General features: G+C 71.4%; 23 protein-coding genes. 11 read left to right on the top strand and 12 right to left on the bottom strand.

Annotated elements, in window-relative coordinates; all coding sequences use genetic code 11:
• Positions 1-5 precede the first annotated feature (5 nt).
• The gene (locus ACLJOK_RS16805; protein ID WP_410819764.1) at positions 6-500 is read right to left on the bottom strand and encodes an Lrp/AsnC family transcriptional regulator; all 495 of its coding nucleotides are present in this window, start codon (positions 498-500) and stop codon (positions 6-8) included.
• Positions 501-601: 101 nt separating this feature from the next.
• Here ACLJOK_RS16805 and ACLJOK_RS16800 point away from each other — a divergent pair, with 101 nt between their 5' ends.
• Together ACLJOK_RS16800 and ACLJOK_RS16795 are read left to right on the top strand one after the other, a co-directional pair.
• Positions 602-1,531, top strand: coding sequence for an SMP-30/gluconolactonase/LRE family protein (locus tag ACLJOK_RS16800; RefSeq protein ID WP_410819763.1), 930 nt, complete (start codon positions 602-604; stop codon positions 1,529-1,531).
• Positions 1,532-1,626: 95 nt separating this feature from the next.
• On the top strand, positions 1,627-2,247 hold the full coding sequence (locus ACLJOK_RS16795) for a DedA family protein (protein WP_410819762.1): 621 nt from the start codon (positions 1,627-1,629) through the stop codon (positions 2,245-2,247).
• A 12-nt stretch (positions 2,248-2,259) separates the two neighbouring features.
• Here ACLJOK_RS16795 and ACLJOK_RS16790 read toward each other — a convergent pair whose 3' ends face one another.
• Positions 2,260-2,901 (bottom strand): response regulator, encoded by a 642-nt coding sequence (locus tag ACLJOK_RS16790; RefSeq protein WP_410819761.1) that lies wholly within the window; start codon positions 2,899-2,901, stop codon positions 2,260-2,262.
• Positions 2,898-4,049 carry a sensor histidine kinase gene (locus ACLJOK_RS16785; protein WP_410819760.1) on the bottom strand — a complete coding sequence of 384 codons (1,152 nt, stop codon included), beginning with the start codon at positions 4,047-4,049 and terminating at the stop codon, positions 2,898-2,900. Before ACLJOK_RS16785 ends, ACLJOK_RS16790 begins: the two co-directional genes overlap by 4 nt.
• Positions 4,050-4,219: 170 nt before the next feature.
• Here ACLJOK_RS16785 and ACLJOK_RS16780 point away from each other — a divergent pair, with 170 nt between their 5' ends.
• Positions 4,220-4,885, top strand: a complete 666-nt coding sequence (locus ACLJOK_RS16780) for a DedA family protein (RefSeq protein ID WP_410819759.1) — start codon at positions 4,220-4,222, stop codon at positions 4,883-4,885.
• On the opposite strand, the gene ACLJOK_RS16775 is transcribed toward ACLJOK_RS16780, so the two are convergent.
• A complete protein-coding gene (locus ACLJOK_RS16775; RefSeq protein ID WP_358139426.1) occupies positions 4,860-5,498 on the bottom strand; it encodes a TetR/AcrR family transcriptional regulator in 639 nt (212 codons plus the stop codon). The genes ACLJOK_RS16780 and ACLJOK_RS16775 overlap by 26 nt on opposite strands.
• A gap of 67 nt (positions 5,499-5,565) precedes the next feature.
• Between ACLJOK_RS16775 and ACLJOK_RS16770 the strand changes: the two genes are divergently transcribed.
• The 3 genes from ACLJOK_RS16770 (at position 5,566) to ACLJOK_RS16760 (ending at position 8,992) form a co-directional block, all read left to right on the top strand.
• Positions 5,566-6,018, top strand: a complete 453-nt coding sequence (locus ACLJOK_RS16770; protein ID WP_030332160.1) for an SCP2 sterol-binding domain-containing protein — start codon at positions 5,566-5,568, stop codon at positions 6,016-6,018.
• 1 nt (position 6,019) lies between these two features.
• On the top strand, positions 6,020-7,234 hold the full coding sequence (locus ACLJOK_RS16765; protein ID WP_410819758.1) for an acyl-CoA dehydrogenase family protein: 1,215 nt from the start codon (positions 6,020-6,022) through the stop codon (positions 7,232-7,234).
• A 195-nt stretch (positions 7,235-7,429) separates the two neighbouring features.
• Positions 7,430-8,992, top strand: a complete 1,563-nt coding sequence (locus ACLJOK_RS16760; RefSeq protein WP_410821515.1) for an AMP-binding protein — start codon at positions 7,430-7,432, stop codon at positions 8,990-8,992.
• A gap of 7 nt (positions 8,993-8,999) precedes the next feature.
• Here the strand turns inward: ACLJOK_RS16760 and ACLJOK_RS16755 are convergent, their stop codons facing one another.
• The 5 genes from ACLJOK_RS16755 to ACLJOK_RS16735 form a co-directional block, all read right to left on the bottom strand.
• Positions 9,000-9,785 (bottom strand): hypothetical protein, encoded by a 786-nt coding sequence (locus ACLJOK_RS16755; protein WP_410819757.1) that lies wholly within the window; start codon positions 9,783-9,785, stop codon positions 9,000-9,002.
• Entirely contained in the window at positions 9,778-10,299 is a 522-nt protein-coding gene (locus ACLJOK_RS16750) for a SigE family RNA polymerase sigma factor (RefSeq protein ID WP_410819756.1), read from the bottom strand. Before ACLJOK_RS16750 ends, ACLJOK_RS16755 begins: the two co-directional genes overlap by 8 nt.
• A gap of 61 nt (positions 10,300-10,360) precedes the next feature.
• On the bottom strand, positions 10,361-11,611 hold the full coding sequence (gene purD / locus ACLJOK_RS16745) for a phosphoribosylamine--glycine ligase (RefSeq protein ID WP_410819755.1): 1,251 nt from the start codon (positions 11,609-11,611) through the stop codon (positions 10,361-10,363).
• Positions 11,612-11,700: 89 nt separating this feature from the next.
• Positions 11,701-12,630 carry a type IV toxin-antitoxin system AbiEi family antitoxin domain-containing protein gene (locus ACLJOK_RS16740; protein WP_410819754.1) on the bottom strand — a complete coding sequence of 310 codons (930 nt, stop codon included), beginning with the start codon at positions 12,628-12,630 and terminating at the stop codon, positions 11,701-11,703.
• Between the two features lie 163 nt (positions 12,631-12,793).
• A complete protein-coding gene (locus ACLJOK_RS16735; RefSeq protein ID WP_410819753.1) occupies positions 12,794-14,083 on the bottom strand; it encodes an adenylosuccinate synthase in 1,290 nt (429 codons plus the stop codon).
• 124 nt (positions 14,084-14,207) lie between these two features.
• On the opposite strand from ACLJOK_RS16735, the gene ACLJOK_RS16730 reads away from it, so the two are divergent.
• Together ACLJOK_RS16730 and ACLJOK_RS16725 are read left to right on the top strand one after the other, a co-directional pair.
• Positions 14,208-15,281 (top strand): diacylglycerol kinase family protein, encoded by a 1,074-nt coding sequence (locus tag ACLJOK_RS16730; protein ID WP_410819752.1) that lies wholly within the window; start codon positions 14,208-14,210, stop codon positions 15,279-15,281.
• A 562-nt stretch (positions 15,282-15,843) separates the two neighbouring features.
• Positions 15,844-17,766 carry a chromosome partitioning protein gene (locus ACLJOK_RS16725; RefSeq protein WP_410821514.1) on the top strand — a complete coding sequence of 641 codons (1,923 nt, stop codon included), beginning with the start codon at positions 15,844-15,846 and terminating at the stop codon, positions 17,764-17,766.
• A 45-nt stretch (positions 17,767-17,811) separates the two neighbouring features.
• Here the strand turns inward: ACLJOK_RS16725 and ACLJOK_RS16720 are convergent, their stop codons facing one another.
• Positions 17,812-18,240 carry a DUF3151 domain-containing protein gene (locus tag ACLJOK_RS16720; protein WP_410819751.1) on the bottom strand — a complete coding sequence of 143 codons (429 nt, stop codon included), beginning with the start codon at positions 18,238-18,240 and terminating at the stop codon, positions 17,812-17,814.
• A gap of 249 nt (positions 18,241-18,489) precedes the next feature.
• Between ACLJOK_RS16720 and ACLJOK_RS16715 the strand changes: the two genes are divergently transcribed.
• The gene (locus ACLJOK_RS16715; RefSeq protein ID WP_410819750.1) at positions 18,490-19,683 is read left to right on the top strand and encodes an LOG family protein; all 1,194 of its coding nucleotides are present in this window, start codon (positions 18,490-18,492) and stop codon (positions 19,681-19,683) included.
• A gap of 51 nt (positions 19,684-19,734) precedes the next feature.
• Here the strand turns inward: ACLJOK_RS16715 and fbaA are convergent, their stop codons facing one another.
• Both fbaA and ACLJOK_RS16705 read right to left on the bottom strand, forming a co-directional pair.
• Positions 19,735-20,760, bottom strand: a complete 1,026-nt coding sequence (gene fbaA / locus ACLJOK_RS16710; RefSeq protein WP_357243449.1) for a class II fructose-bisphosphate aldolase — start codon at positions 20,758-20,760, stop codon at positions 19,735-19,737.
• Between the two features lie 135 nt (positions 20,761-20,895).
• The gene (locus tag ACLJOK_RS16705; protein WP_238677616.1) at positions 20,896-21,279 is read right to left on the bottom strand and encodes a phage holin family protein; all 384 of its coding nucleotides are present in this window, start codon (positions 21,277-21,279) and stop codon (positions 20,896-20,898) included.
• A gap of 124 nt (positions 21,280-21,403) precedes the next feature.
• On the opposite strand from ACLJOK_RS16705, the gene ACLJOK_RS16700 reads away from it, so the two are divergent.
• Positions 21,404-21,616, top strand: a complete 213-nt coding sequence (locus ACLJOK_RS16700; RefSeq protein ID WP_410819749.1) for a hypothetical protein — start codon at positions 21,404-21,406, stop codon at positions 21,614-21,616.
• 148 nt (positions 21,617-21,764) lie between these two features.
• Positions 21,765-23,336, top strand: a complete 1,572-nt coding sequence (locus ACLJOK_RS16695; RefSeq protein ID WP_410819748.1) for an LPXTG cell wall anchor domain-containing protein — start codon at positions 21,765-21,767, stop codon at positions 23,334-23,336.
• The last annotated feature ends 72 nt before the right edge of the window (positions 23,337-23,408 follow it).

Genomic DNA, 23,408 nt, shown 5'->3' with positions numbered 1-23,408 from the left:
CGGTCCTACCGTGGTGGCGCGTCGGCATCCGCCTGATGCGGTTCACTGTCCTGGTCGAGCACGCTCACCGGACGTTCGAAGAACGTCTCCAGCACGACGATGGCCTGGGTGCCGGTCACCCCGTCGATGCCGAAGATGCGGCGCAGCGCCGCTTGCAGGTCTTCTGTGGTCGCGGTACGGATCTTCACCAACAGTGATGCCGCGCCAGCGATGATGTGCGCTTCCTGGATCTCGGGTATGGCCGCAAGCACGTCACGGGTAGGGGCGTCCCCCATCCACGAGTTGGCGTTGACCATCACGAAGGCCGAGACGCCGCGGTCCACGGCGGCCGGATCGACGTCGACGGTGGTCCGGCGGATCACGCCGCGTTGACGCAGCTTGCGCACCCGGTCATGGGCCGAGCCGGCGGACAGGCCCACCGCCTTGCCCAGCGTCGCGTAGGACTGGGTGGCGTCGTGCTGCAGGTGTGCCAACAGCGCCCGGTCGATGTCGTCTACCATTCGCGCATCCTAGAATGTGATTTAGTCATTAGCGTGTTGACCATATCAGGTTCGGTCTACATATGATTCTACCGAACGACGATCGATGCTGGGAGGCACGGATGGCCGACATTGTTCCCGCCGAGTTCCACCTGCTGGACGAGCGGTTCCGCGACTGTGACGGCGACTTCGTGATCGAACGGCTGCACACCGACGCACGTAAGACCGAAGGGCCAGCGTATTTCCCGGCTGGCCGCTACCTGGTGTGGAGCGACATCCCCAACGACCGGCTGCTGCGCTGGGACGAGACCACCGGCGCCGTCGGCGTCTACCGCCATGGCTCGGGCTACGCCAATGGCAACACGGTGGACCGCCAAGGCCGGCTTGTCACGTGCGAGCAGGGCAACCGGCGGGTCACCCGTACCGAGCACGACGGCACGATCACTGTGCTCGCCGACCGATTCGACGGCAAACGGCTCAACAGTCCCAACGACGTAGTCGTCCGCGCCGATGGGACGATCTGGTTCACCGACCCGACCTACGGCATCCAGGGTGACTACGAGGGCAACAAGGGCGACAGCGAGTTCGGCGGCGCCTGCTACGTGTTCCGCCTGGACCCCGCCACGGCCGAGATGCGCGTCGTGGCGACCGACTTCTGCCGCCCCAACGGCCTGGCGTTCTCCGCCGACGAGCAGCAGCTCTACATCGTGGACACTCGGCAGAACCCCAGCCACATCCGCGTCTTCGACGTCATGGCCGACGGCACCCTCGAGAACGGGAAGATCTTCGCTGAGTGTGACTTCGGCCGCTTCGACGGCATCCGTCTCGACGACGTCGGGCGCGTGTGGGCTGCGGCCTGGGACGGTGTGCACTGCTTCGACCCGGACGGCACCCTCATCGGCAAGCTGCTGCTGCCCGAACCGGTAGCCAATCTCACGTTCGGTGGCCCGAAACGCAACCACCTGTTCATCACCGCCGGTACCTCGGTGTACGCGCTGCGAGTCACCTTCAACGGCGCCCACTATCCCGAGGCTACCGGCGGGATGCGATGAGTTGACGGAGGGAGCTGAGGCGGCGCGTGGCTGACCAGTCGGCGCAATGTCGGCGAAGCGCCACCGACCGTCGTCGAGCCGCCGAGCATTGGGGCATGGACGCCCTGCTCGACCTCCTGCGTGGGACGGTCACGTCGCCGTGGGTCTACCTGGTGATCTTCGGGCTCACCGCGATCGACGCGTTCTTCCCCGCGGTGCCGGGCGAGGCAGCGGTGATCACCGCCGGGGTGCTCTCGGCGAGCGGCGGGCATCCCAGCCTGACCCTGGTGATCGTCAGCGCCGCCGTGGGCGCGCTGGTCGGCGACCACATCTCGTACGCCATCGGTCGGGGTGGCGGCGCGCACCGGCTGGCCCGGCTGCCCGACGGCAGCCGGCGACGGGCCAGCTCCGAGTGGGCCCGGCGGGCGGTGGACCGACGCGGCGGGATGATCCTGACCACCTCCCGGTACGTGCCGGGCGGGCGGACCGCCGTCACCCTCACCATGGGCGCGGTGGGCTATCCCCGCCGGTCGTTCCTGCTGTACGACGCGATCGCGACGGTCACCTGGGCGCTGTACTGCGGGCTGCTCGGCTACTTCGGCGGGCTGGCCTTCGAACGTGACCCGGTGAAGGGCGTGCTGGTCGGGGTGGGGCTCTCGGTGGTCGTCACGTTCGGACTCGAGGGGATCCGGTGGCTGCGCCGCCGAGCACACCGTCGCGCCGCCGCCCGACGTTGACTGGCGCACCCGTCACAGCAGGTCGGCGTCGTACACCAGGATGGCCAACTGCACCCGGTTGCCCGCATGGAGTTTCGCCAGCGCCCGGCTGACGTGTGCCTTGACGGTGGCCTCGCTCATCGTCAGCCGCCGGGCGATCTCCGCGTTGCCGTGCCCGCGCGCCACCTCCCGGACGATCGCCAGCTCCCGCTCGGTCAGCGGTGCGAGCCGCTCGCGGGCCGCGTCCCGGCGGGCCGGACCACGCTCGGCGAACGAGCTGATCAGGCGCCGGGTCACCGTCGGGGCGAGCATCGCGTTCCCGGCGGCCACCGTACGAACGGCGGTGGCCAACTCGCGGGGCGGGGTGTCCTTGAGCAGGAAGCCGACAGCGCCGGCCCGCAGCGCGCGGTGCACGTACTCGTCGAGGTCGAAGGTGGTCAACATGATCACTTTCGGACCGGCGGCGACCACGTCGGGCGCGACGGTCAGCCCGTCGACGCCCGGCATCCGCACGTCGAGCAGCACCACGTCGGGGCGTAACCGCAGGGCCTGCTCCAGCGCGCCGGCGCCGTCCGCCGCCTCGCCGACGACTGTGATGTCCTCCGCCGCCTCGAGGATCAGCCGCAGCCCGGCACGGACCAACTGCTCGTCGTCGACCACCACCACCCGAATCACGCCGCACCCGCCAGCGGGATCAGGGCCCGGACCAGGAAGCCGCCGTCGACCGGAGTCGCCTCCAACCGGCCGCCGAGCAACTCCACCCGTTCCCGCAGACCGAGCAGCCCCTGGCCGGCGCCGGGCAGCGCCGACCCGCCCTCGGACGGGCCGTTGCGGACCAGCACCTCCAGCCCGTCGGGCAGATAGCGCAGGCAGACAGTCGTCTCGGCGTCGGCCGCGTGCTTGCGCACGTTGGTCAGCGCCTCACGGACCACCCGGTACGCGGTACGCCCCAGCGTCGCGGGTAGTGCCGTCGGCACGCCCTCGTCCTGCCGGGACACCCGCAGCCCGGCGGCACGGGACTCCCCGATCAACTCGTCCAACGTGTCGAGCCCTCGCTCCGGCGTCACTGTCGAGCCGGCCTGGCGCAGCACACCCAGCACCTCGCGCAGGTCGGTCAGCGCCTGCCGGCCGGTCGTCCGGATCAGCGCGGCGGCCTCGACGGTTGCCGGGTCCACGGCGGTCACCTCCAGCGCCCCGGCATGCACCACCATCAGCGACACCCGGTGCGCCACCACGTCGTGCATCTCCCGGGCGATCCGGGTCCGCTCCTCGGCACGGACCCGGTCGGCGCGGGCCTCCTGCTCGCGTTCCAGCCGCTCGGCCCGGTCCCGCAGTACGGCGAGCGTGTCCTGACGGGCCCGCACCCAGAGGCCGAAGACCAACGGAAGCCCCACCAGACAGGCGGCGAGCAGCAGCACGTTGCCGGTGGTGGCGGTGGTGATCCGGCGTACGCCACCCACCGCCAGCCCGACCAGCACCCCGCCCGTCAGCACCACTGCCGCCCCGGCGAGGTAGCCGGCGAGTTGGCGACCGCGCAACCGCAGACCCGCCTGGTACGAGGCCAGCACCCCGGCGGCCGCCGCGGCGAGCACCAACCAGCCGACCGCCGCGGCCAGGAACAACGGCCAACGGCGGGTCCGGACCGTGCCGGCGGCCCACGCGGAGCCCAGTGCGATCAACAGCACGACCGCGCCCGGCAGCGGTGAGCGGACCCCGAGGTCGCCTGTCGCGCTGGCCCAGACGGCCGCGGCGACCAGGACGGCGAGCAGCGGCGGGGCGTACCGATGGACGACCCACCGGAGGGCGACGGCGCTGGAGGCCACGCAGCGAGCCTAGGGCCCTTTGGGCGCAAGGGGCCGCCCCGCGCCCCGGGACCCGGGTGAGGTGGGGGATGACCCCGATCCGCAGTCCGGGCCGGCCGCTACCTAAGTAGTGCCGCCCACCTGACCAGTGGCCGATGTCGGGAGCCGCCGACCCGACCAGCATCGGGATCATGGATCTGCTCGACCTGCTGCACGACACGATGTCCTCACCCTGGGTGTACCTGGCGATCTTCGCGATCGCGGTGCTCGACGGCTTCTTTCCGGTGGTGCCGAGCGAGACGGCGGTGATCACCGCGGGGGTGTTCGCGGCCTCCGGAGCGCCGTACCTGCCGGCGGTGATCCTGGTGGCCGCCGCCGGGGCGCTGGTCGGCGACCACATCTCGTACGCCATCGGGCGGGGTGGCGGCACCCGGCTGCTCGACCGGCTGCCGCCCGACGGTCGACGCCGCGCCGCCATCGACCGGGCCCGTCGGGGGATCGCCACCCGGGGCGGTCTGATCCTCACCGTGGCCCGCTACATTCCGGGCGGCCGCACCGCTGTCACACTCACCATGGGTGCTGTGCGCTATCCCCGGCGACGGTTCCTGGCCTTCGACGCCCTGGCCGCCATCTCGTGGGGGCTCTACTCGGCGCTGGTCGGCTACGTCGGCGGGCTGGCCTTCGAGCAGGACCCGCTGCGTGGTCTCCTGCTCGGTCTGGGCCTCGCCCTGACGGTGACTGTGGTCGTCGAGGTGGCCCGCTGGCTCCGCAACCGGCGCCGTGCGGCGCGGGCCGGCGAGCCGGGCCCGGCCGCTCTCTCCGCCGGGGCCGTCAGTCGGTCGGCGGACGCCAGGTGACGCCGTGCAGCAGTTGAGCGGCACCGAGCCAGGCCACGTTCATCATCCGGGTGGCCGTCTTCTCCGGGTCGGCGTCCGGGTGGTCCGCGAGCCAGTCGGCCAACGACTCGGTCGCGCCGACCAGGGCGTACGCGACGACCTCCAGGTCGATGGCGGCGATCTCGCGGCCCTCGGCGCGCAGCGCGTGGTCGAGCATTCCGGCGACCACCTCGACCAGCCGGGCCCGCATGGTGGCCAGCTCACCGGCGAACGGCTGCTCGCCCCGGGCCTGCCGGTAGAGCACCGCCCAGCCGTCCCGGTGGGCGCCCACGAAGCCGAAGAACGCCCTCAGCCCGCGCCAGAGCCGCTCGTCGGCCGGCAGGTCGGGGGCCGCCGCCCCGGCGATGGCCTGCATCATCCGGGTTCCCTCCCGGTGCAGGCAGGCGACGAAGAGTTCCTCCTTGGTGCCGAGGTACGCGTACACCATGGGTTTGGAGATGCCGGCGTCCTCGGCGATCTCGTCCATGCTGGCGGCGTGGAAGCCACGTCGGGAGAAGACCTTGACGGCCGCATCGAGCATCTGCTGCTCGCGGACGGCGCGAGGCAGGCGCTTGAAGGCAGGGACGCTGGACACCTTGCGAGCATACCTACTCGTGCGTAGGGTTACGCGCGAGTAGCCAATCTTCCGGAAGGCGCACCTGATGACTGACTTCGACCCGGCCACCTTCGCCAACGTCGGCCCCAAGGAGTTTGCCCAGCTGGTCAAGTCCACCCCGGACGACAAGATCGCCCAGGTGATGTCCGGCGACATGCGCGACAAGGTCCTGGGCGAGGTGTTCGGCCGGATGCCGTCGCTGTTCCGCGCGGACCGGGCCGGTTCCACAAACGCGGTCATCCACTGGATCATCACCGGTCGCCCCGACGGCGGCAGCGACACCTACGAGGTGGTCATCGCCGACGGCACCTGCGTCGTGAACGAGACCCCGCAGCACGACCCGAAGCTGAGCCTCACGATGGGCCCGGTCGAGTTCCTGAAGATCGTCTCCGGTGGCGCCAACCCGGTGATGATGTTCATGACCGGCAAGTTGAAGGCGAAGGGCGACCTCGGCCTCGCCGCCAACATCGCCAACCTGTTCGACATCCCCAAGGCCTGACATGGCTGAGTTCTCGCTCGACCTGAACGAGGAACAGCGGGATCTACGCGACTGGGTGCACGGCTTCGCCGCCGAGGTCGTGCGCCCGGCCGCCGCCGAGTGGGACGAGCGCGAGGACACCCCGTGGCCGGTGATCCAGGAAGCCGCCAAGGTCGGCCTCTACGGCTTCGAGTTCCTCGCCACCTGCTGGGCCGACCCGACCGGGCTCTCCCTGCCGATCGCCAGCGAAGAACTCTTCTGGGGTGACGCCGGCATCGGCATGAGCATCTTCGGCACCTCGCTCGCCGTCGCCGCCATCTACGGCGCCGGCACCCCGGACCAGATGGTCGAATGGGTGCCGCAGTGCTTCGGCGACGTCGACTCGCCGGCCGTCGCCGCCTTCTGCACCAGCGAGCCGGAAGCCGGCTCCGACGTCGGCGCGATGCGCACCCGGGCCGTCTACGACGAGGCCACCGACGAGTGGGTGCTCACCGGCCAGAAGGCGTACGCCACGAACGGCGGAATCGCCGGAGTGCACGTGGTCACCGCCTCCGTCGACAGCGCGCTCGGCTCCCGGGGCCAGGCGGCGTTCGTCGTACCGCCGGGCACCCCCGGCCTGGCCGCCACCCGCAAGCTGCGCAAACTCGGCCTCCGCGCGTCACACACCGCGGACGTCTTCCTCGACGGGGTACGCGTACCCGGCCGCTGCCTGCTCGGCGGACGGGACGCCCTGCTGGAACGCCTGGACCGGGCCCGCTCCGGTCAGCGGGCCACCGGACAGGCAGCGATGCGCACCTTCGAGCTGTCCCGACCCACCGTCGGCGCCCAGGCGCTCGGCGTGGCCCGGGCCGCCTACGAGTACGCCCTCGACTACGCGAAGGACCGGGTCCAGTTCGGACGCCCGATCATCGAGAACCAGGCGGTCGCGTTCGCGCTGGCCGACATGCGGATGGAGATCGACGCGGCGCGGCTGCTGGTCTGGCGGGCCTCGTGGATGGGCCGCAACAACCGCCCGTTCACCGCCGGCGAAGGGTCGATGTCCAAGCTCAAGGCCGGCGAGGTGGCCGTGTCGGTCACCGAGAAGGCCGTGCAACTGCTCGGCGGAGCCGGCTTCCTGCGTGACCACCCGGTCGAGCGCTGGTATCGGGACGCCAAGATCTACACCATCTTCGAGGGCACCTCGGAAATCCAACGACTGGTCATCTCCCGGGCGATCTCCGGGATGCAGATCCGCTGACCGCCGTCGGCCCAGCCCCTTCTCCACGGGGTCGGGCCGACGGTGGCCCGGATTCCACGATCTGTGCCGTCTTTGTCACCCCACGCCGACGCCAACTGGGCCTTCAGCCGCGCCCAGTGCATGATCAAGGAAAGAAGCCTGATGGACGGGTGGGCGACCGCCCCGCCCGCGCACCACCCCGAGGAGGTCTGCGGCATGGACCTGCCGTTCATCGTTGCCACGCTGACCCGTCGCGGGCTGCTCACCCCCGGCAGCCCGGTCCGGGTCGCCTCGCAGCTCAACGCGTTGCGAACGTGGGGGTGGAGCCTGGCAGGCGAGCTACGCCAAGCAGCCGCCCGGGACCCGGGCCGTCCCGCCGTCATCGATGAGAACGGCGTCGAGCTGACCTACCACGACCTGCTCGACCGGGCCGAACGGATGGCCCGTTCCATGCGGGCCGGGCTCGGCGTACAGGCCGGCGACCGGGTCGGCGTGCTCTGCCGCAACCACCACGGGCTGATCGAGACGATCGTCGCCGCCACCCTGCTCGGCGTCGACGCGGTACTGGTAAACACCGGGCTCAGCGCCGCGCAACTGGGCACCGTCGCCGAGGAGCAGCGGCTGCGGCTCCTCGTTCACGACGACGAGTTCGCCGAGCGGGTCCTCGGCCTCCCCGCCGAGCTGCCCCGGCTCGACGAACGCGCCCGCGAGGAGTTGGTGGCCGGGGCGCTGCCGGGTGACCTGCACCCGCCCGAGCGCGACGGCCGGATCATCGTGCTCACCTCCGGCACCACCGGCACGCCCAAGGGCGCTCGCCGACCGACGCCCAGCGGCTTCGGCCCACTGGTGTCCATCATCGACCGCATCCCCCTGCACGCCCGGGACCGGGTGATGATCGCCGCGCCGATCTTCCACACCTGGGGATTCGCCGCCCTCCAGGTCTGCCTGGCACTACGGGCCACCATCGTGCTGCACCGCCGCTTCGACCCGGCCGCCACGCTCGCCGCCCTGAGCGCTCATCGGTGCAACGCGCTCTTCGCCGTACCGGTGATGATGCAGCGACTGCTGGAGGTGCCCCCGCCGGACCCGCGCCCCCCGCTCACTGTCGTCGCGGTCAGCGGCTCCGCCCTGCCCGGCGGGCTGGCCCCGAAGTTCATGGACGTCTACGGCGACGTCCTCTACAACCTCTACGGCTCCACCGAGGTCTCCTGGGCCTCCATCGCCGGCCCGCAGGACCTGCGTCAGGCACCCACCACCGCTGGTCGTCCGCCGCACGGCACCCGGCTGGAGCTGCTCGACGACGACGGCCAGGCCGTACCGGACGGACGGGTCGGGCGGATCTTCGTCGGCAACGAGATGCTCTTCGAGGGCTACACCTCCGGTGCCAGCCGGGAAACCCATGACGGCCTGCTCGACACCGGCGACCTCGGCCGGCTCAACGCCGACGGGCTGCTCTTCGTCGACGGCCGAGCCGACGACATGATCGTCTCCGGCGGCGAGAACGTCTTCCCGTCCGAGGTGGAGGACCTGCTCGCGCAACTACCGCAGGTCCGCGAGGCGGCAGTGATCGGCGTGCCCGACCCCGAGTACGGCCAGCGCCTCGCCGCGTTCCTCGCCCTGCACCCCGGCGAGACCCTCGACCCCGAGGCGGTCCGCGAGTACGTCCGGCACTTCCTGGCCCGGTTCAGCGTCCCCCGGGACGTGATCTTCGTGAAGTACCTGCCCCGCAACGCCACCGGCAAGGTGCTCACCCGAGAACTGCGCCGCTACTACGGCTGACGGTCGCTCACGGGTACAGGGTGAAACCCGGCCACCGGGCAAGGGTCATTAGCTGATCCTCGGTCAGCAACAGCTCGTCCACGGACGCGCCGGGTTGGTCCAGCTTGACCACGACCGTAGTTCGGTCGGGACGCAGCACCGTCGCCGCGCGCGAGCTGGTACCCGCCGGGTCGACATCGGTACCCGACATCGCCTGGCTGCCGTCCGGGTACTGATCGACCGAGCAGTCGTTATCGGACGGGCCGGCCCGGCATCCAAGAACCGCCCCGAGGGTCGGATTCATCCCGATGACCATCTCGCCGCGATCACCACCTCGGGACAGCTGGATCGTCGCGCTGTAGACGTACCCGCTCATCGTGCGCTCGTACGAGAGCTCCGGCAGCGGACACCCGGGCACCCCCGAATCGACAGTCAGGTCCTGAGGCAGATTGACGCTCAGAGCGGCGCGCAGCGCCACGGTCAGCCGGACCGCAGCGTCGGCTGGCTGCTCCGACGGGAACGGCGGTGCCGTGCCGTACCGCTCGAACGGAGACGCGGACCCGCTGGGAGACGCGTTCAGCTGGGCACAGAGCGACGGGCCGGTGTTCGCCGTCGGCTCCCGCGCGTCCCGGTACGGCCCGGTGACCAGTGTCGACGTCAGTGCGATCACGGCCACGGCCACCCCGGAGCCGGTCAACGCCCACGCCCGGTGCTGGCGGCGGCGCCGGTCGGCCAGGATCAGTTCGTCCACGTCGATCCGAGTCGGCGGCGCCTGGGCGACAGCCGCACGCAGTTGGTCGTAGAGCTCATCCATCGTTGCGTACCTCCTCGACTCGATCCGGCATCGGGGCGAGGCGGGCTCTCATCGCCTCGATGCCACGTGCCGACTGGCTCTTGACGGTGCCTGGAGTGCAGCCGAGTTCCCGCGCGGTCTCCTCGACGGACAGGTCGCAGAAGTAGCGCAGCACGAGGACCGCGCGGCGACGCGGCGGCAGCTCGGCCAGCAGGGCGAGAAGGGTCAGCCGGTCAGCCGCGCCGTCGGTGCCGGTGGCCGCGACCGCGCGATCCGGCACCTCGGCCCAGGCGGCCTCCCGCCGCCAGGGCCGACGCCGCTCGTCCAGCCAGACCCGCAGCAGGATCCGCCTGGAGTACGCGTCCGGGTTGTCCATGACGGACACCCGCGACCAGTGCCGGAGCAACTTGACCAGCGTCGCCGACACCAGATCGTCGGACGTGTGCCAGTCACCGCAGAGCAGGTACGCCGTGCGGCGCAACGGCTCCAGCCGCGCACCGACGTAGTCGCGGTAACCCTCGACATCGACCGGCATTCCGGCCACCCCCTCGTCTCACCGGTCAAACGGCGGCGGGACGGCCGGGGGTTGCCCGAGTTCAGCCGGGAATCGTGATCCGATCCTCGATCGCGGCGGCAGCGATGTCGGTGCGGTGCTGCGAGCCGGCCAGCTCCACCCCGTCCACCAGCGCGTACGCGGCGTCCCGCGCGGCAGCCAGGTCGGTGCCGGTGGCCGTACCGCAGAGGACACGGCCGCCGGCGGAGAGCAACGCGCCGTCGCTGGCCCGGCGGGCGGTGCCCGCGTGGATGATGCCCGGACGGTCCGCGCCGGTGATCACGTCGCCGGTGCGCGGCGCCGCCGGATAGCCCGCCGAGGCGAGCACAACGGTCACGGCGCTGCCGTCGCGCCACCGCAGCGGCGGGTGCTCGGCCAACGAGCCGGTGGCCGCCGCGTGCAGCAGCCCTCCCAGCGGGGTCTCCAGCAACGCGAGCACCACCTGGGTCTCCGGGTCACCGAAGCGCGCATTGAACTCGATCACCCGAGGGCCGGCGGCGGTGATCGCGAGCCCGACGTAGAGCAGGCCGGCGAACGGGGTGCCCCGGCGACGCATCTCCGCGAGCGTCGGGTGGACCACATCGCGCATCACGTCGTCGACCAGGCCGGGCGGAGTCCAGGCCAGCGGCGCGTACGCCCCCATGCCGCCGGTGTTCGGCCCGGTGTCGCCGTCGCCGAGCCGCTTGAAGTCCTGTGCCGGCACCAACGGCAGCGCCGCCTCGCCGTCGGTCACCACGAAGAGGCTGACCTCCGGGCCGTCGAGGAACTCCTCGACCACGACACGTCCACACTCGTTGGCATGCGCCAGCGCGGCGGCCCGGTCGTCGGTCACCACCACGCCCTTGCCGGCGGCGAGACCGTCGTCCTTCACCACGTACGGCGCGCCGAACTCGTCCAGCGCCCGAGCGGTGCTCTCCTCGTCCGTGCAGACGTACGCCCGGGCGGTCGGCACGCCGGCGGCGGTCATCACGTCCTTGGCGAACGCCTTGGAGCCCTCCAACTGCGCGGCCGCACCGGACGGACCGAACACGGCGATGCCCTTGGCGCGTACCGCATCGGCGACCCCGGCGACCAGAGGCGCCTCGGGCCCGACCACCACCAGGTCGGCCGCCACCTCCACGGCCAACGCGGCCACCGCGGCCGGGTCTGTCGGAGTGACAGTCCGCAGCTCGGCCACGTCGGCGATCCCCGGATTACCCGGCGCCGCGATCAGCGCGGAAACCCCCGAGTCGCCAGACAACCCAAGCGCAAGAGCGTGCTCCCGCCCACCACCACCCACCAAAAGAACCCGCACGCCCGAGATCCTACTGTCCCCCAGTACCCCACCGTTGATCATGAAGTTATTGCCCTCCATCAAGGCGTGTCGTGGCAATAACTTCATGATCAACGGCGGCGAGCGGCGGCGATCGCTTGGCGGATCGTCCAGGGGATGTAGTCGGGGCGGAGGGTGTCCTGCCAGGTGAATCGGAGAACGGTCCAGCCGGCGTTGACTAGGCGGTTCTGGCGGCGGCGGTCGGCGTAGGCAGCCTCCGGGGCGTCGTGTGGGCCGCGGCCGTCGGCCTCGGCGATGATCCGGGGATCACGCCAGCCGAGATCGCCGATCCCCAACAGGTAGCCGTCCTCATCGCGGACCTCAAGTTGCAGTGCGTCCGGTGGCACCTTCCCGTCCACGCAGCGCAGCCGCGTCCGAGTCTCAAGCGGGGACTGTGAACGCCCATCGGCATCGCTGAGATAGCCGCGCGCAGCGACCGCACCGCGTCGGCCGCGAATGAGGCGCGGAATGGAGAGCAGGTCATCGGTGGTCACGAGCCGCCGATTCAGGGCCGAATCCAGCAGGCTCACTGCCGAATAACGATCAACCCGCAGACTCACGTCAGCAAGGGTCCGCAGCGGGTCGGTGGTGGTGACTCCGTTCACCCGGACAATCTGCTCGGGCTGGATGACCAACTGATGGACCACCACCTCCGGGTGGGCGAGCCGGGCCGGCCTGGCGATCGGGCCTGGCACCGACAGGTCGATCACCCCAGTGGCCCGCAGACCGGCCAGCCCGTGCAGTTCGGCTGCCGTTGCGAGCACAGCGGCTGCGGCCGGCCCAAAGGAGGCCACCGCAGCCCTGATTCGCGCCGCTCGAGGGACTCCGTCGTACAGGTCGGCGTCCACGAGGTAGGTGCCACGCACCACGACCCGCCAGCGGCCAGCCCGACAGAGCCGCTGCACCTCATGCGTGGTCAAGCCGGCTGCGCGCGCTTGCCTGAGCGTCACGACTCCGTCCCGCACGGCTGCAACCCGCCGCACCACATCCAAGGCGTCCACCCCGCCACCCTGGCTCAACCCGAAACCCGAAACACCCCCCAGTGGACAACCACCGAACGCCTGTGGATAACCAGGCGATCAGCACGCGTTGATCATGAAGTTATTGCCACGACACGCTGACGTGGCTGGCAATAACTTCATGATCAACCCCCAGAGGGGTGGGTTAGGGGAGGAGGGGGTGGAGGACTACGTTTTCTTCTCGGCCTGGGCCCACCCCAACGACGCTCACCTTCGTGTTGCAGAGTTCTTCGACCCTCGCGATGTAGCGGCGGGCGTTCTCCGGGAGCTCGTCGATGGTGCGGGCCTTGGTGATGTCCTCCCACCAGCCGTCGAGTTCCTCGAAGACGGGCTTGGCGTGGTGGAAGTCCGTCTGGCTCATCGGCATGTCGTCGACCCGGACGCCGTTGATCTCGTAGCCGACGCAGATCGGCACCTTGGGCAGGCCGGTGAGCACGTCCAGCTTGGTGATGACAAGGTCGGTGACGCCGTTGAGGCGGCAGGCGTACCGGGCGACGACAGCGTCGAACCACCCGCACCGGCGCTCCCGCCCGGTGGTGGTGCCGTACTCCGCGCCGATCTTGCGCAGGTGGTCACCGTTGGCGTCGAACAGCTCGGTCGGGAACGGCCCGGCACCCACTCGGGTGGCGTACGCCTTGCTCACCGCGATGACCTTGGTGATCGCGGTCGGCGGGATGCCCGCGCCCACGCAGGCGCCACCGGCTGTCGGGTTGGACGAGGTCACGAAGGGGTAGGTGCCGTGGTCCATGTCGAGCATGGTGGCCTGGGCGCCTTCCAGCAGCACCGTCTCGCCCCGGTCCAGGGCGTCCCAGAGCATCGCCCGGGTCTCCGCGATGTACGGCTTGAGCCGCTCCGCGTACGCCAGGTACTCCTCGACGGTGGCCTCGAGGTCGATCGCCTTGCGGTTGTAGACCTTGAACAGGATCTGGTTCTTCTCGCGCAGCGCGAGTTCCAGCTTCTTGCGCAGGATGCCCGGGTCGAGCAGGTCCTGGAGGCGGATGCCGATCCGGGCGACCTTGTCCCCGTACGCCGGGCCGATGCCGCGGCCGGTGGTGCCGATCCGGGACGAACCGAGGTAGCGCTCGATGACCCGGTCCAGCGCCCGGTGGTGGGGCATGATCAGGTGCGCGTCACCGGAGATCCGCAGCCGGGACACGTCGACGCCGCGCTCCGCCAGGCCGTCGATCTCGGCGAGCAGCACCTTCGGGTCGACCACCACACCGTTGCCGATGACGATCATCGCGTTCGGTGAGAGCGCGCCGGACGGCATCAGGTGCAGGGCGTACTTCTGGCCGTCCGGGGTGATCACCGTGTGCCCGGCGTTGTTGCCGCCGGAGTAGCGCACGACGTAGTCGACCCGCTCACCCAGCAGGTCGGTAACCTTGCCCTTGCCCTCGTCGCCCCACTGAGCGCCGATGAGCACGATCGCTGGCATCTTTTCCGCCTCCAGAAGGCTCGGGTGCCAGGTGGCGACCGCTCGGCGAGCCCGGGGTGTCAGGTTAACAAGTAGTGACGGCGCGGCCGGCAGGGGTCGCGTCGAGAGGCAGGAGGCTCCTTCCGTGTACGACGTGGTGCTGCTCACCCTCGGTTCGGAGCGGGATGCTCCCGGGGGCTGTGGCAGCGGCGGGGCCTGCTGCGGCGGCGCGACCGGGGCCGACACCGCCCCGACGAGCCGGACCGACACCAGCCAGGCCGACACCAACCAGGCCAACAGCAACCAGGCCAGCAGCGGCCAGACCGATACCGAGCAGTGCGCGACGGAGCGGCCACGGGTGCCGGTGCTGGCGTGCGCCGACGCGCTGAACGCCCGGGGCGCCCGGGTGGAGACGATCACCGCCCGCTCCGACGCGGAGATCGACGCGGTGTTGGCCCGGCTCGACGGCCCGGCCCGCCCGGACGGCCTCACCTGGCCGGACCCGGACAGCAAGACCCGGCTGGTCGTCGCCACGGCCAGCGACGGGCAGTTGCGCGCCGTGCTGCGCCGGCTGGTCAAGCGGTACGCCCCGGCGCCGAGCAAGCGCCCGGCGGATCTGCCCGGCAACCGAACCCTGCCCGACCTGCCGCCGGTGGCCGTACTCCCGCTCGACCCGGCTCGTGGCGGCACCCACCGGGACCTGGCCGCGCAGCTCGGGCTGCCCCGCGACCCGGCGGCGGTGGCCGCCGCGGTGCTGGACGGCACGCCCCGCCGGCTGGACCTGCTGCGCAACGACGGCGGCTCGGTGACCCTGGACGGCGCGCTCCTCGGCGCGGCCGACGACGCCGGCCGGCCACTGCACTGGCGGGCCCGGGTGGAGGTAGACGACACCATCCTTACCGACGGTGCGGAACCGCTGCTGGCCTGCGCGGTCGGCAACGCCGGCGGGTACGCGACGCTCAACGACGTGACTCTGCTGACCGCGCCGGACCCGGCCGACGGCCAGGTCGAGGTCGCGGTGGCCGTGCCGGTGGTCGTCCGCTCGGCGTGGGGGCGCAAGCGGGTACGCCTCGAAGTTCGGCGGGCCCGGGGGCGGGCGGTGTCGGTGCTGCCCAGGGAGGGCAAGGTGCCGTACCTCGACGATGGTGTCGAGGGCGACCTGACCCGTAAGCGTTCCTGGTGGGTCGAGCCGGGCGCCTGGGCGGTCTGGTCGATCTGACCTCGACCGCACCGACCGGCCGACCTGCCTGCGCGATCGGCCCTGTTGGGCGATTGGGCCTATCCTCGCAGGAGGACTGGGGAGGGCCGTAATGGACGAGAACGCCGACCGGGCGCAGGTGCCCGGCCAGCAGCCGGTGCCGGAGCGGGACGTCGAACCACTCTGGCCACCAGATCCGGGTGACCGGGGCGCGGTGCCGCCGTGGGCTGCGGTCGCCGAGCAGCGGGGTGGGCCGTCGTCGGTCACGGCGCCGGTCACGCCACCGGTGGCCGCGCCGCCGACCGGGCGCCCGCCGGTTCCCGGCCAGCCCGGCGCCGCGGCCCAGTCGCCGCCCTCGCCGTCGGACTACCCGTCGCTCACCGGCGCCGTCCCGGCGCCCGGGGGGTGGGGGGTCAGCGGTCCGTCCGGCGTCGGGTCGGGTTGGGCGCCGGCGCAGCCGAGTTGGCCGCCACCGACCGCCCCGGCCGCTGCGTCTCCGCCGCCCGCTCCGCCGACGACCGGTGCCCAACCGACGCCGTCGGCGACCGGCCCGGGGAGCAACGGCGGGCCAGCCGGCCCCGGCATCCCCGCTGCCGCCGCGGCATCGAGCACCACCTCCGCGCCAAGGGAAGGCCGGCCTGCCGCCAGCGACGCGGGCAGTGCCGCACCCGACGCGGCCAGCCAGGGCGGCGGAGCGACTCAGGTACAGCCCGGCGACCGCGGTCCGACCTCCGCGCGGATCGCCACGGGCGGCGTCGACCTGAACCTGCCGTTCACCCTGGACCAGCCGACCGCCGCCGACCGCCCCACCACTGCCGCAGGCACCGACCGGCCGGCAGCCACCGACCGGTCCGTCCCAGCCGCCACCGCGTCCACCGCCAGCCCGAGCGCCACCGACAGCCCGACGGCCGCCGGCCCCACGCCGGCCGACTCCTCGGCCGCAGCCCTCGCCGCAGCCGAGCCGGCACCGCAACCTGGCGGGCCGCTGCAGCGGGCTGGCGGTCCGACACCACAGACTGGCGGGCCGACACCGCAGGCTGCCGGGCCGATGCAGCAGCCTGGCCAGCCGGTGCAGCAGGCGGGTGGGCCCGGTGCGGACGGGCCCGCCGACGGGCCGGCGCGGCCGATTGCCGAGTCGCCGTGGGCGTACCCGCCGCAACGCCCGGCTGGAGCGACCACTTCCGTTCAGGACGAGGCCGGCGCCACGCCTCCGATTCCGCCTCCGCCGCCGGTCGTCCCGCACGCCGGTCCCGCGCAGGCACATCCCGGGCAGCCGTTCATCCCCGGCCAGCCCGGCCCCGCGCAGATTCCGCCGCCGCCCGACGTGACGCAGTTCAGCAGTCCGCCGCACGGCCTCGCCGCACCGCAGCACGATCCGGGGCAGGCCGTGCCGGCGACCCCACCGCCCGGGCCGTTCCCACCCTCGCCGGGTTGGTACCCACCGCCCTGGCAGCAGGGCTCGCCCGGCGGCACGCCCGGGCAGCCGTACCAGGAGGCCGATGGGGTGACCCGGGTGCCGACTCCCGCGTACCCGGACGCGGCCGCGTACCCGGATGCGAGCTGGACGCCGGACACCACCGCCGCACCGACCGCCGAGGACTTCGCCCGACGCCGCCAGGTTCGACCCGCCGACCCGGTGGCGACAATGGGTGTACGCGCGGTGGTCAACAAGATGGGGCTGCTCCGGCTCTCTCCGGGGCGGCACGAGCAGGAGCTCAAGCGGGACATCGAGATGGTGCGCCGCAACTTCGGCGGTCTGCGGCAGGTCACCGTGGTCAACCCGAAGGGCGGCGCGGGTAAGACGGTGGCCATCCTGCTGCTCGCGATGACGTTCGGTCAGAAGCGCGGCGGCTATGTGCTGGCCTGGGACAACAACGAGACCCAGGGCACCCTGGGGATGCGCGCCCAACAGGACTTCCACTCCCGCACGGTGCGGGACATGCTGCGTGACCTCGGGCAGTTCCAGGGCGCGCACGGGCGGGTCGGCGACCTGTCGCAGTACGTCCGCTCGCAGGGCGAGGGGATGTTCGACGTCCTGGCCTCGGACGAGTCGGCCACCGGTGGCGAGATGTTGACCGCGGCCGCGTTCGCCGAGATCCGTGAGGTGGTCAGCCGGTTCTACAAGTTGATCTTCGTGGACACCGGGAACAACGTCCGGGCGCAGAACTGGCAGGCGTCGATGGACGCCACCGACCAACTGGTGGTCACCATGTCGGCCCGTAACGACTCCGCCGAGACCGCCGCCCGGATGCTCGACCACCTGGAGCAGAGCGGCCGGCAACGGCTGGTCCGTCAGGCCGTGACGGTGGTGTCGATGCCGCCGTCCCGCAAGGAGATCGACCTGCCGGCCATCCAGGAGCACTTCGCGGCCCGCACCCGGGCGGTGCTGCTGGCCCCGTACGAGCGGCTCATCGACAGCGGCGAGCCGATCCGGTACGGCGGGCTCTCCTCGGCCACCCGGGACGCCTGGCTGAAGATCGCCGCTGCGGTCGCCGAAGGGTTGTGACAGACCGACGGCCGGCCCGATGTCGGGCCGGCCGCCGGGGCGGGGTCAGTTGCTCGCCAGCGCGTCCGCCGCTTCCGGGTCGCAGTCGCGCAGGAACTGGGCACAGCGGGCCGCCTCGTCGGCCTCGCCGATCTCGTCGGCGGCCCGGGACAGCACGTACAGGCAGCGGAGGAAGCCGCGGTTGGACTCGTGCGACCACGGCACCGGGCCGTGCCCCTTCCAACCACTGCGGCGCAGCTGGTCGAGGCCCCGGTGGTAGCCGGTGCGGGCGTACGCGTACGCCGTCACCACCTGGCCCTGCGCGAACGCCCGCGCCGCGAGCTCCGCCCAGGCCGCGCTGTAGGTCGGGAAGCCGGCCGCCACGTTGGCGTACGCCTCATCGGTGCCGGCCTCGTCGGCGGCGGCCAGGGCGGCGTCGGCCTCGTCGTTCACGGGCAGGCGGGTGGCCGGTGGCTCTGGCAAAAGGTTCTGCATCGCCCCATTCAACCCGCTGGACAGGGCGACACGCGAGCGGGTCGGCCGACGTGTCCCGCTGAACGGCTGAGGAGTTGGTCACGCCTGCGGCCTATGCCGCTGCCTGGTGTTTTCCACTACAACTAATGGTCCGGAGCCTCCCCAGGAACCGGTTATGCAGGAGCCCGGTGGCCACGACCACCGGGCTCCTGTTGGTTCCACCCCTGGCCCGAGGTTTGACCGGCCCCGGCGGAGGGGCAGGATGGCCCGGTGCCGACCCCACCTCCCGCGGACGTCATCGAGCCGCACCTGCACGCCGGTGAGATCCAGACCCGGGCCGAGTTCGACCACCAGCTGACCACGGGTCGACTGACCGGGCTGACCGTGCAGGGCCTGCGGCTCGACCTCGCGCCGGTACCCGACCTGACCAGCGTCGACGTCGCCGGCACCCTCTTCGTCGGTTGCCGGTTCGCGTCCCGGGACGTGGGTGCCGACCTGGTCCGGCGCGGCGCGAACGTGGTGCCGCCGTTCTCGGGGTTGCCGTACCCGACCCAGCCGACGCACCTCTACACCCCGGACGACCTGGCCGCCGGGTTCGCCGAGGGCGGGTTCACCGGGATGTACGACACCCGGGTGTACGACCACTACCGCGCGCACGGCGGCGCGCTGCCGGACGTGAGGGAGGCGCTGGGTCAGCGGCTGCACGACCACGGCGTGGACAACGCGTTGGCCGACGCCACCCGGGTCTGGCTGACCGCGTACGGGCCGCAGTCGGTGGTGGGCATCATGGGCGGGCACGCGGTGCGGCGCGGCAGTCCCGCGTACCGGATGGCGGCCGTGCTGGGTTGGGAGCTGGCGCGGGCCGACCGGCTGGTGGTGACCGGCGGCGGCCCGGGTGTGATGGAGGCCGCGAACCTGGGCGCCTACCTGGCGGACCGGCCGGCGGCCGACGTGACGGCTGCTATCGACCTGCTGGCCACCGCCCCCGACTTCACCGACCACCACCGGTACACGGCCACGGCGCTGACGGTCCGGCAGCGGTACGCGGGGGTGCCCCGGCAACGTGGCGACGATCTGGGCTGGGCGCGTGCGGGTGGTCTGGCCATTCCGACCTGGCTGTACGGGCACGAGCCGGCGAACCTGTTCGCCGGGCGGATCGCGAAGTACTTCTCGAACGCGATCCGGGAGGACACCATCCTGCGCCTCGCCCGGGGCGGCATCGTCTTCGCGCCGGGGCGGGCGGGAACTGTGCAGGAGGTGTTCCAGGCGGCCACCAAGACCTACTACGGCACCGACGGCGCCAGCGGGGCGTACATCTTCCTGGACCGCGCCTACTGGACCACGGAACTGCCGGTGGAGGCGTTGTTGCGCCCGCTGCTGGCCGCGTCCCCGTTCGGTGACCTGTCGTCGACGATTCACCTCACCGACGACGTCCGCGAGGCCGTACGCCTGCTGACGACCTGACGACGACGGCCGGCTCCCCCTGCGGGGCGCCGGCCGTCGGGTGGTACGTCGTTACTTGGTCATCGTGGTGCCGGTCGAACGCAGGTCCTCGCAGGCCTGGACGACGCGGGCGGCCAGGCCGGCCTCGGCGGCCTTGCCCCAGGCGCGCGGGTCGTACTGCTTCTTGTTGCCGACCTCGCCGTCGATCTTCAGCACGCCGTCGTAGTTGCGGAGCATGTGGTCCGCGACGGGGCGGGTGAAGGCGTACTGGGTGTCGGTGTCGATGTTCATCTTCACCACGCCGTAGTCCAGAGCCTCACGGATCTCGCTGAGCAGGGAGCCCGAGCCGCCGTGGAAGACCAGGCTGAGCGGCTTGTCCTTGCCGTACTTGGCGCCGACCGCCTCCTGGATCTGGTTGAGGATCTCCGGACGCAGCTTGACGTTGCCCGGCTTGTAGACGCCGTGCACGTTGCCGAAGGTCAGCGCCGCCATGTAGCGGCCCTTCTCGCCGAGGCCGAGCGCCTCGACCATGGCCAGACCGTCATCGGTGGTGGTGTAGAGCTTGTCGTTGATGGCGTTCTCGACGCCGTCCTCCTCGCCACCGACGACGCCGACCTCGATCTCAAGGACGATCTTGCCCTTGGCGGCCTCGTCGAGCAGCTGCGCGGCGATCTGCAGGTTCTCCGCGACCGGCACGGCCGAACCGTCCCACATGTGCGACTGGTACAGCGGCTCCTCGCCGCGCTTCACCCGCTCCTGCGAGATGGCCATCAGCGGACGGACGAACCCGTCCAGCTTGTCCTTCGGGCAGTGGTCGGTGTGCAGGGCGATGTTGACCGAGTACTTCTTGGCAACCTCGTGCGCGTACGCGGCGAACGCCACCGCGCCGGTGACCATGTCCTTGATCGACGGGCCGGAGAGGTATTCGGCGCCACCGGTGGAGACCTGGATGATGCCGTCGCTCTCCGCGTCGGCGAAGCCCTTGAGCGCCGCGTTCAGCGTCTGGGAGGAGGTCACGTTGATCGCGGGGTACGCGTACCGGCCAGCCTTGGCGCGGTCCAGCATCTCCGCGTAAGCCTCGGGGGAAGCGATGGGCATGTGATGTGCTCCTTACTTACCACTCTCGGCCGTGCTGGCCGCTGTTCTTCATTTGTGCGCCGGACCGCGCTGTCCTCCGCCCGGAAGTATCCCGCAGGTGAGGTGCGCCGGAACAACCGACCCGGTGCTGGCCGTTCACCGCCGGTCCAGGTTGTCCGGCACGATGACGCTGATCAACCAGGTCACCACTGTCATCACGATGGCTCCCCAGAACGCCGGCCAGAATCCGTCCACCTGGAACGGCAGGTCGAGCCCGCTGGCGATCCGGTCGGTGAGCAGGAACAGCAACGCGTTGACCACCAGCGCGAACAGGCCCAGGGTCAGCAGGTAGAACACACAGCCGACGACCCGGATCACCGGCTTGAGCACCGCGTTGATCACGCCGAAGATCAGCGCCACCACGATCAGGGTGAGGACGGTGTTGCCACCCGATCGACCATGCACGTCGACCCCGGGCACGATCAGCGTGGTTATCCACAACGCGACAGCGGTGATCGCCAGTCTGATGAGGAAGCCCACGGCACCATCCTGGCACCGGGTCGCGTCGCCGAGGGCTGATTCCGCCTACTCCGCTTCCGGGCGGTGCGCCGGCCCAACCCGTACGGTGGGTGGAAGCCATGCCCCGAGACCCCCGGGAGGGATGATGGGCCAGCCCGACGAGGACTTCACCCCCGGCGACCACCTCGCGCCCGACGAACGCGACCCCGAGGCGGACCCGGCCGACGCGGTCGAGCAGGCCACTGTTGCCGGCCCGGCCGACGTCGACAGTGAGCCGCACCGCGGCCTGGAAGTCGACGACTGGGACGCGATGGAGCAGGCCCGGGTGGTCACCGCGGACGAGGACGACTACCGCTGATTCCGTCGCGGGGTCCGCTGCCCGTTGCGACAGGGGTGTTCAACCGTTCGGGTCATTAGACAAATATCGATCCGAGAGGGGTTACCGGAGGAGTCGGGGCCTCCCTAGGTTGGACGAGCGCCACCTGTACCCCCACGGGAGGACCCCAATGCTCAAGCACTCGCTCCGCTGGCTGACCGGGCTCGGCGCCGCCGGCGCGTTGATCGTCGTCTCCGCCGCCCCCGCCGTCGCCGCACCCACGATCAAGCCCTACTTCCAGGACGCCACACTGGCCATCGGCTCGGAGGCGACCATCCGCGGCCTGTTGCTGTACGCCGACGAGCCGACGGTCCTCAGCGACGTCTCCGTGCGGTACGACTATCGCTCCCTGGCCGACAAGCTCACTGTGACTCCGGCCGACGGCCAGAAGTGCACCGCGCCGGAGCCGGGCGTTCTGGTCTGCGCGGAGCCCTCCGATGTCACCCTGTACGAGCTGCCGCCGCTCGGCAACGGGATCTACCGCAACGGGGCCAAGCGGGTGAACCTCGGCCTCACCGAAGATGCGCAGCTCGGCGACTCCGGCGACGTCGCTGTCAGCTTCCAGGCGGCCGGCGGGCGGCGCGGCAGCTACACCTCCCGTGTCCGGGTCGGTGAGGGGGTCGACCTGACCGGCGGGCCGTTCACCGAACTCTCCGCCAAGCCCGGTGGGAAGTTCACGGTGCCACTGGTGGTGGCCAACGCCGGCGACAGGGTCATCAACGGATTCGTGGCGGTCTTCGACCTCAGCTACTCGATCCGCACCAAGGACCGGTTCAGCAACTGCCGCTACGCCGACGACCACCTGGTCTCCTGCCAGTTCGACGTGGACATCCCGCTGGGCACCGGGCTGGCCACCACGCTGAATTTCGAACTCGCCAAGGACACGTACGCGCCGACCAACCAGTCCGGCTACGCCCAGTTCATGACCACTGCCGACTTCGAGGACCTGACCCGGGTACGGGCGGCCGTCGGCGCACGAGCGGGCACTCCCGGCAGCGGCCCGAAGCTGACTCTGACCGGGGCACCCGCCGCCAGCGTGCGGCAGGCCGACCAGACCGATGTCGGCCCGGGCTACGACTACACCGGGTGGACCATCAAGGCCACCGGCAAGAACGGCACCGACCTCGCGGCGATCGGCGCCACGCTCAAGGGCGCGGCCGGCGCCGTCGTCACGGCGACCGTCGGCTTCCAGAACAACGGCCCGGCAACGCTCGACGGGACGAACGCAGACTTCGAGGCCGCCACCCACACCGACGTCGAGCTACCGCCGGGCACCACCGCCGTCGAGGTCCCCGACAACTGCTGGTTGCGGCAGGACACCACCCGCACGTACCTGTGCGCCTCGGAGATGCTCCTGGTGGCCGGGCAGACCTACACCACCAAGTTCCGGCTGCGTATCGACAAGGTCATCCCCAACGCCCGGGGAGCGGTGCGGGTCAACGCGCCGTGCGAGTGCCCCGCCGGCGAGGGCTTCCAGGACGACATCAAACCGGCCAACGACAAGGCCACCATCGTGGTCAACGCGGCCCAGGGCGGCGGTGGCCAGGGCGATGGTGACGGTGGCGGTGGCGGTGGCGGTGGTTCGCTGCCCATCACCGGCGCCCCCACCAACCTGATCGCCGGCATCGGCGCCCTGCTGCTCGTCACCGGTGTGGGCTGCTACCTGCTCGCCCGACGCCACGGCGGCCGCTTCGCCGCCTGACCAGCCCCGACCCGACCGATGCCCCGCCGACCCGTACCGGGCCGGCGGGGCGTCGTCGTGCTGTCCTCGTCC

This window comes from Micromonospora sp. 050-3, assembly GCF_046549335.1.
GTDB lineage: Bacteria > Actinomycetota > Actinomycetes > Mycobacteriales > Micromonosporaceae > Micromonospora > Micromonospora trifolii.
Note: the sequence above shows the minus strand (reverse complement) of the source record. Positions and strands in the feature narration are given on the sequence as shown.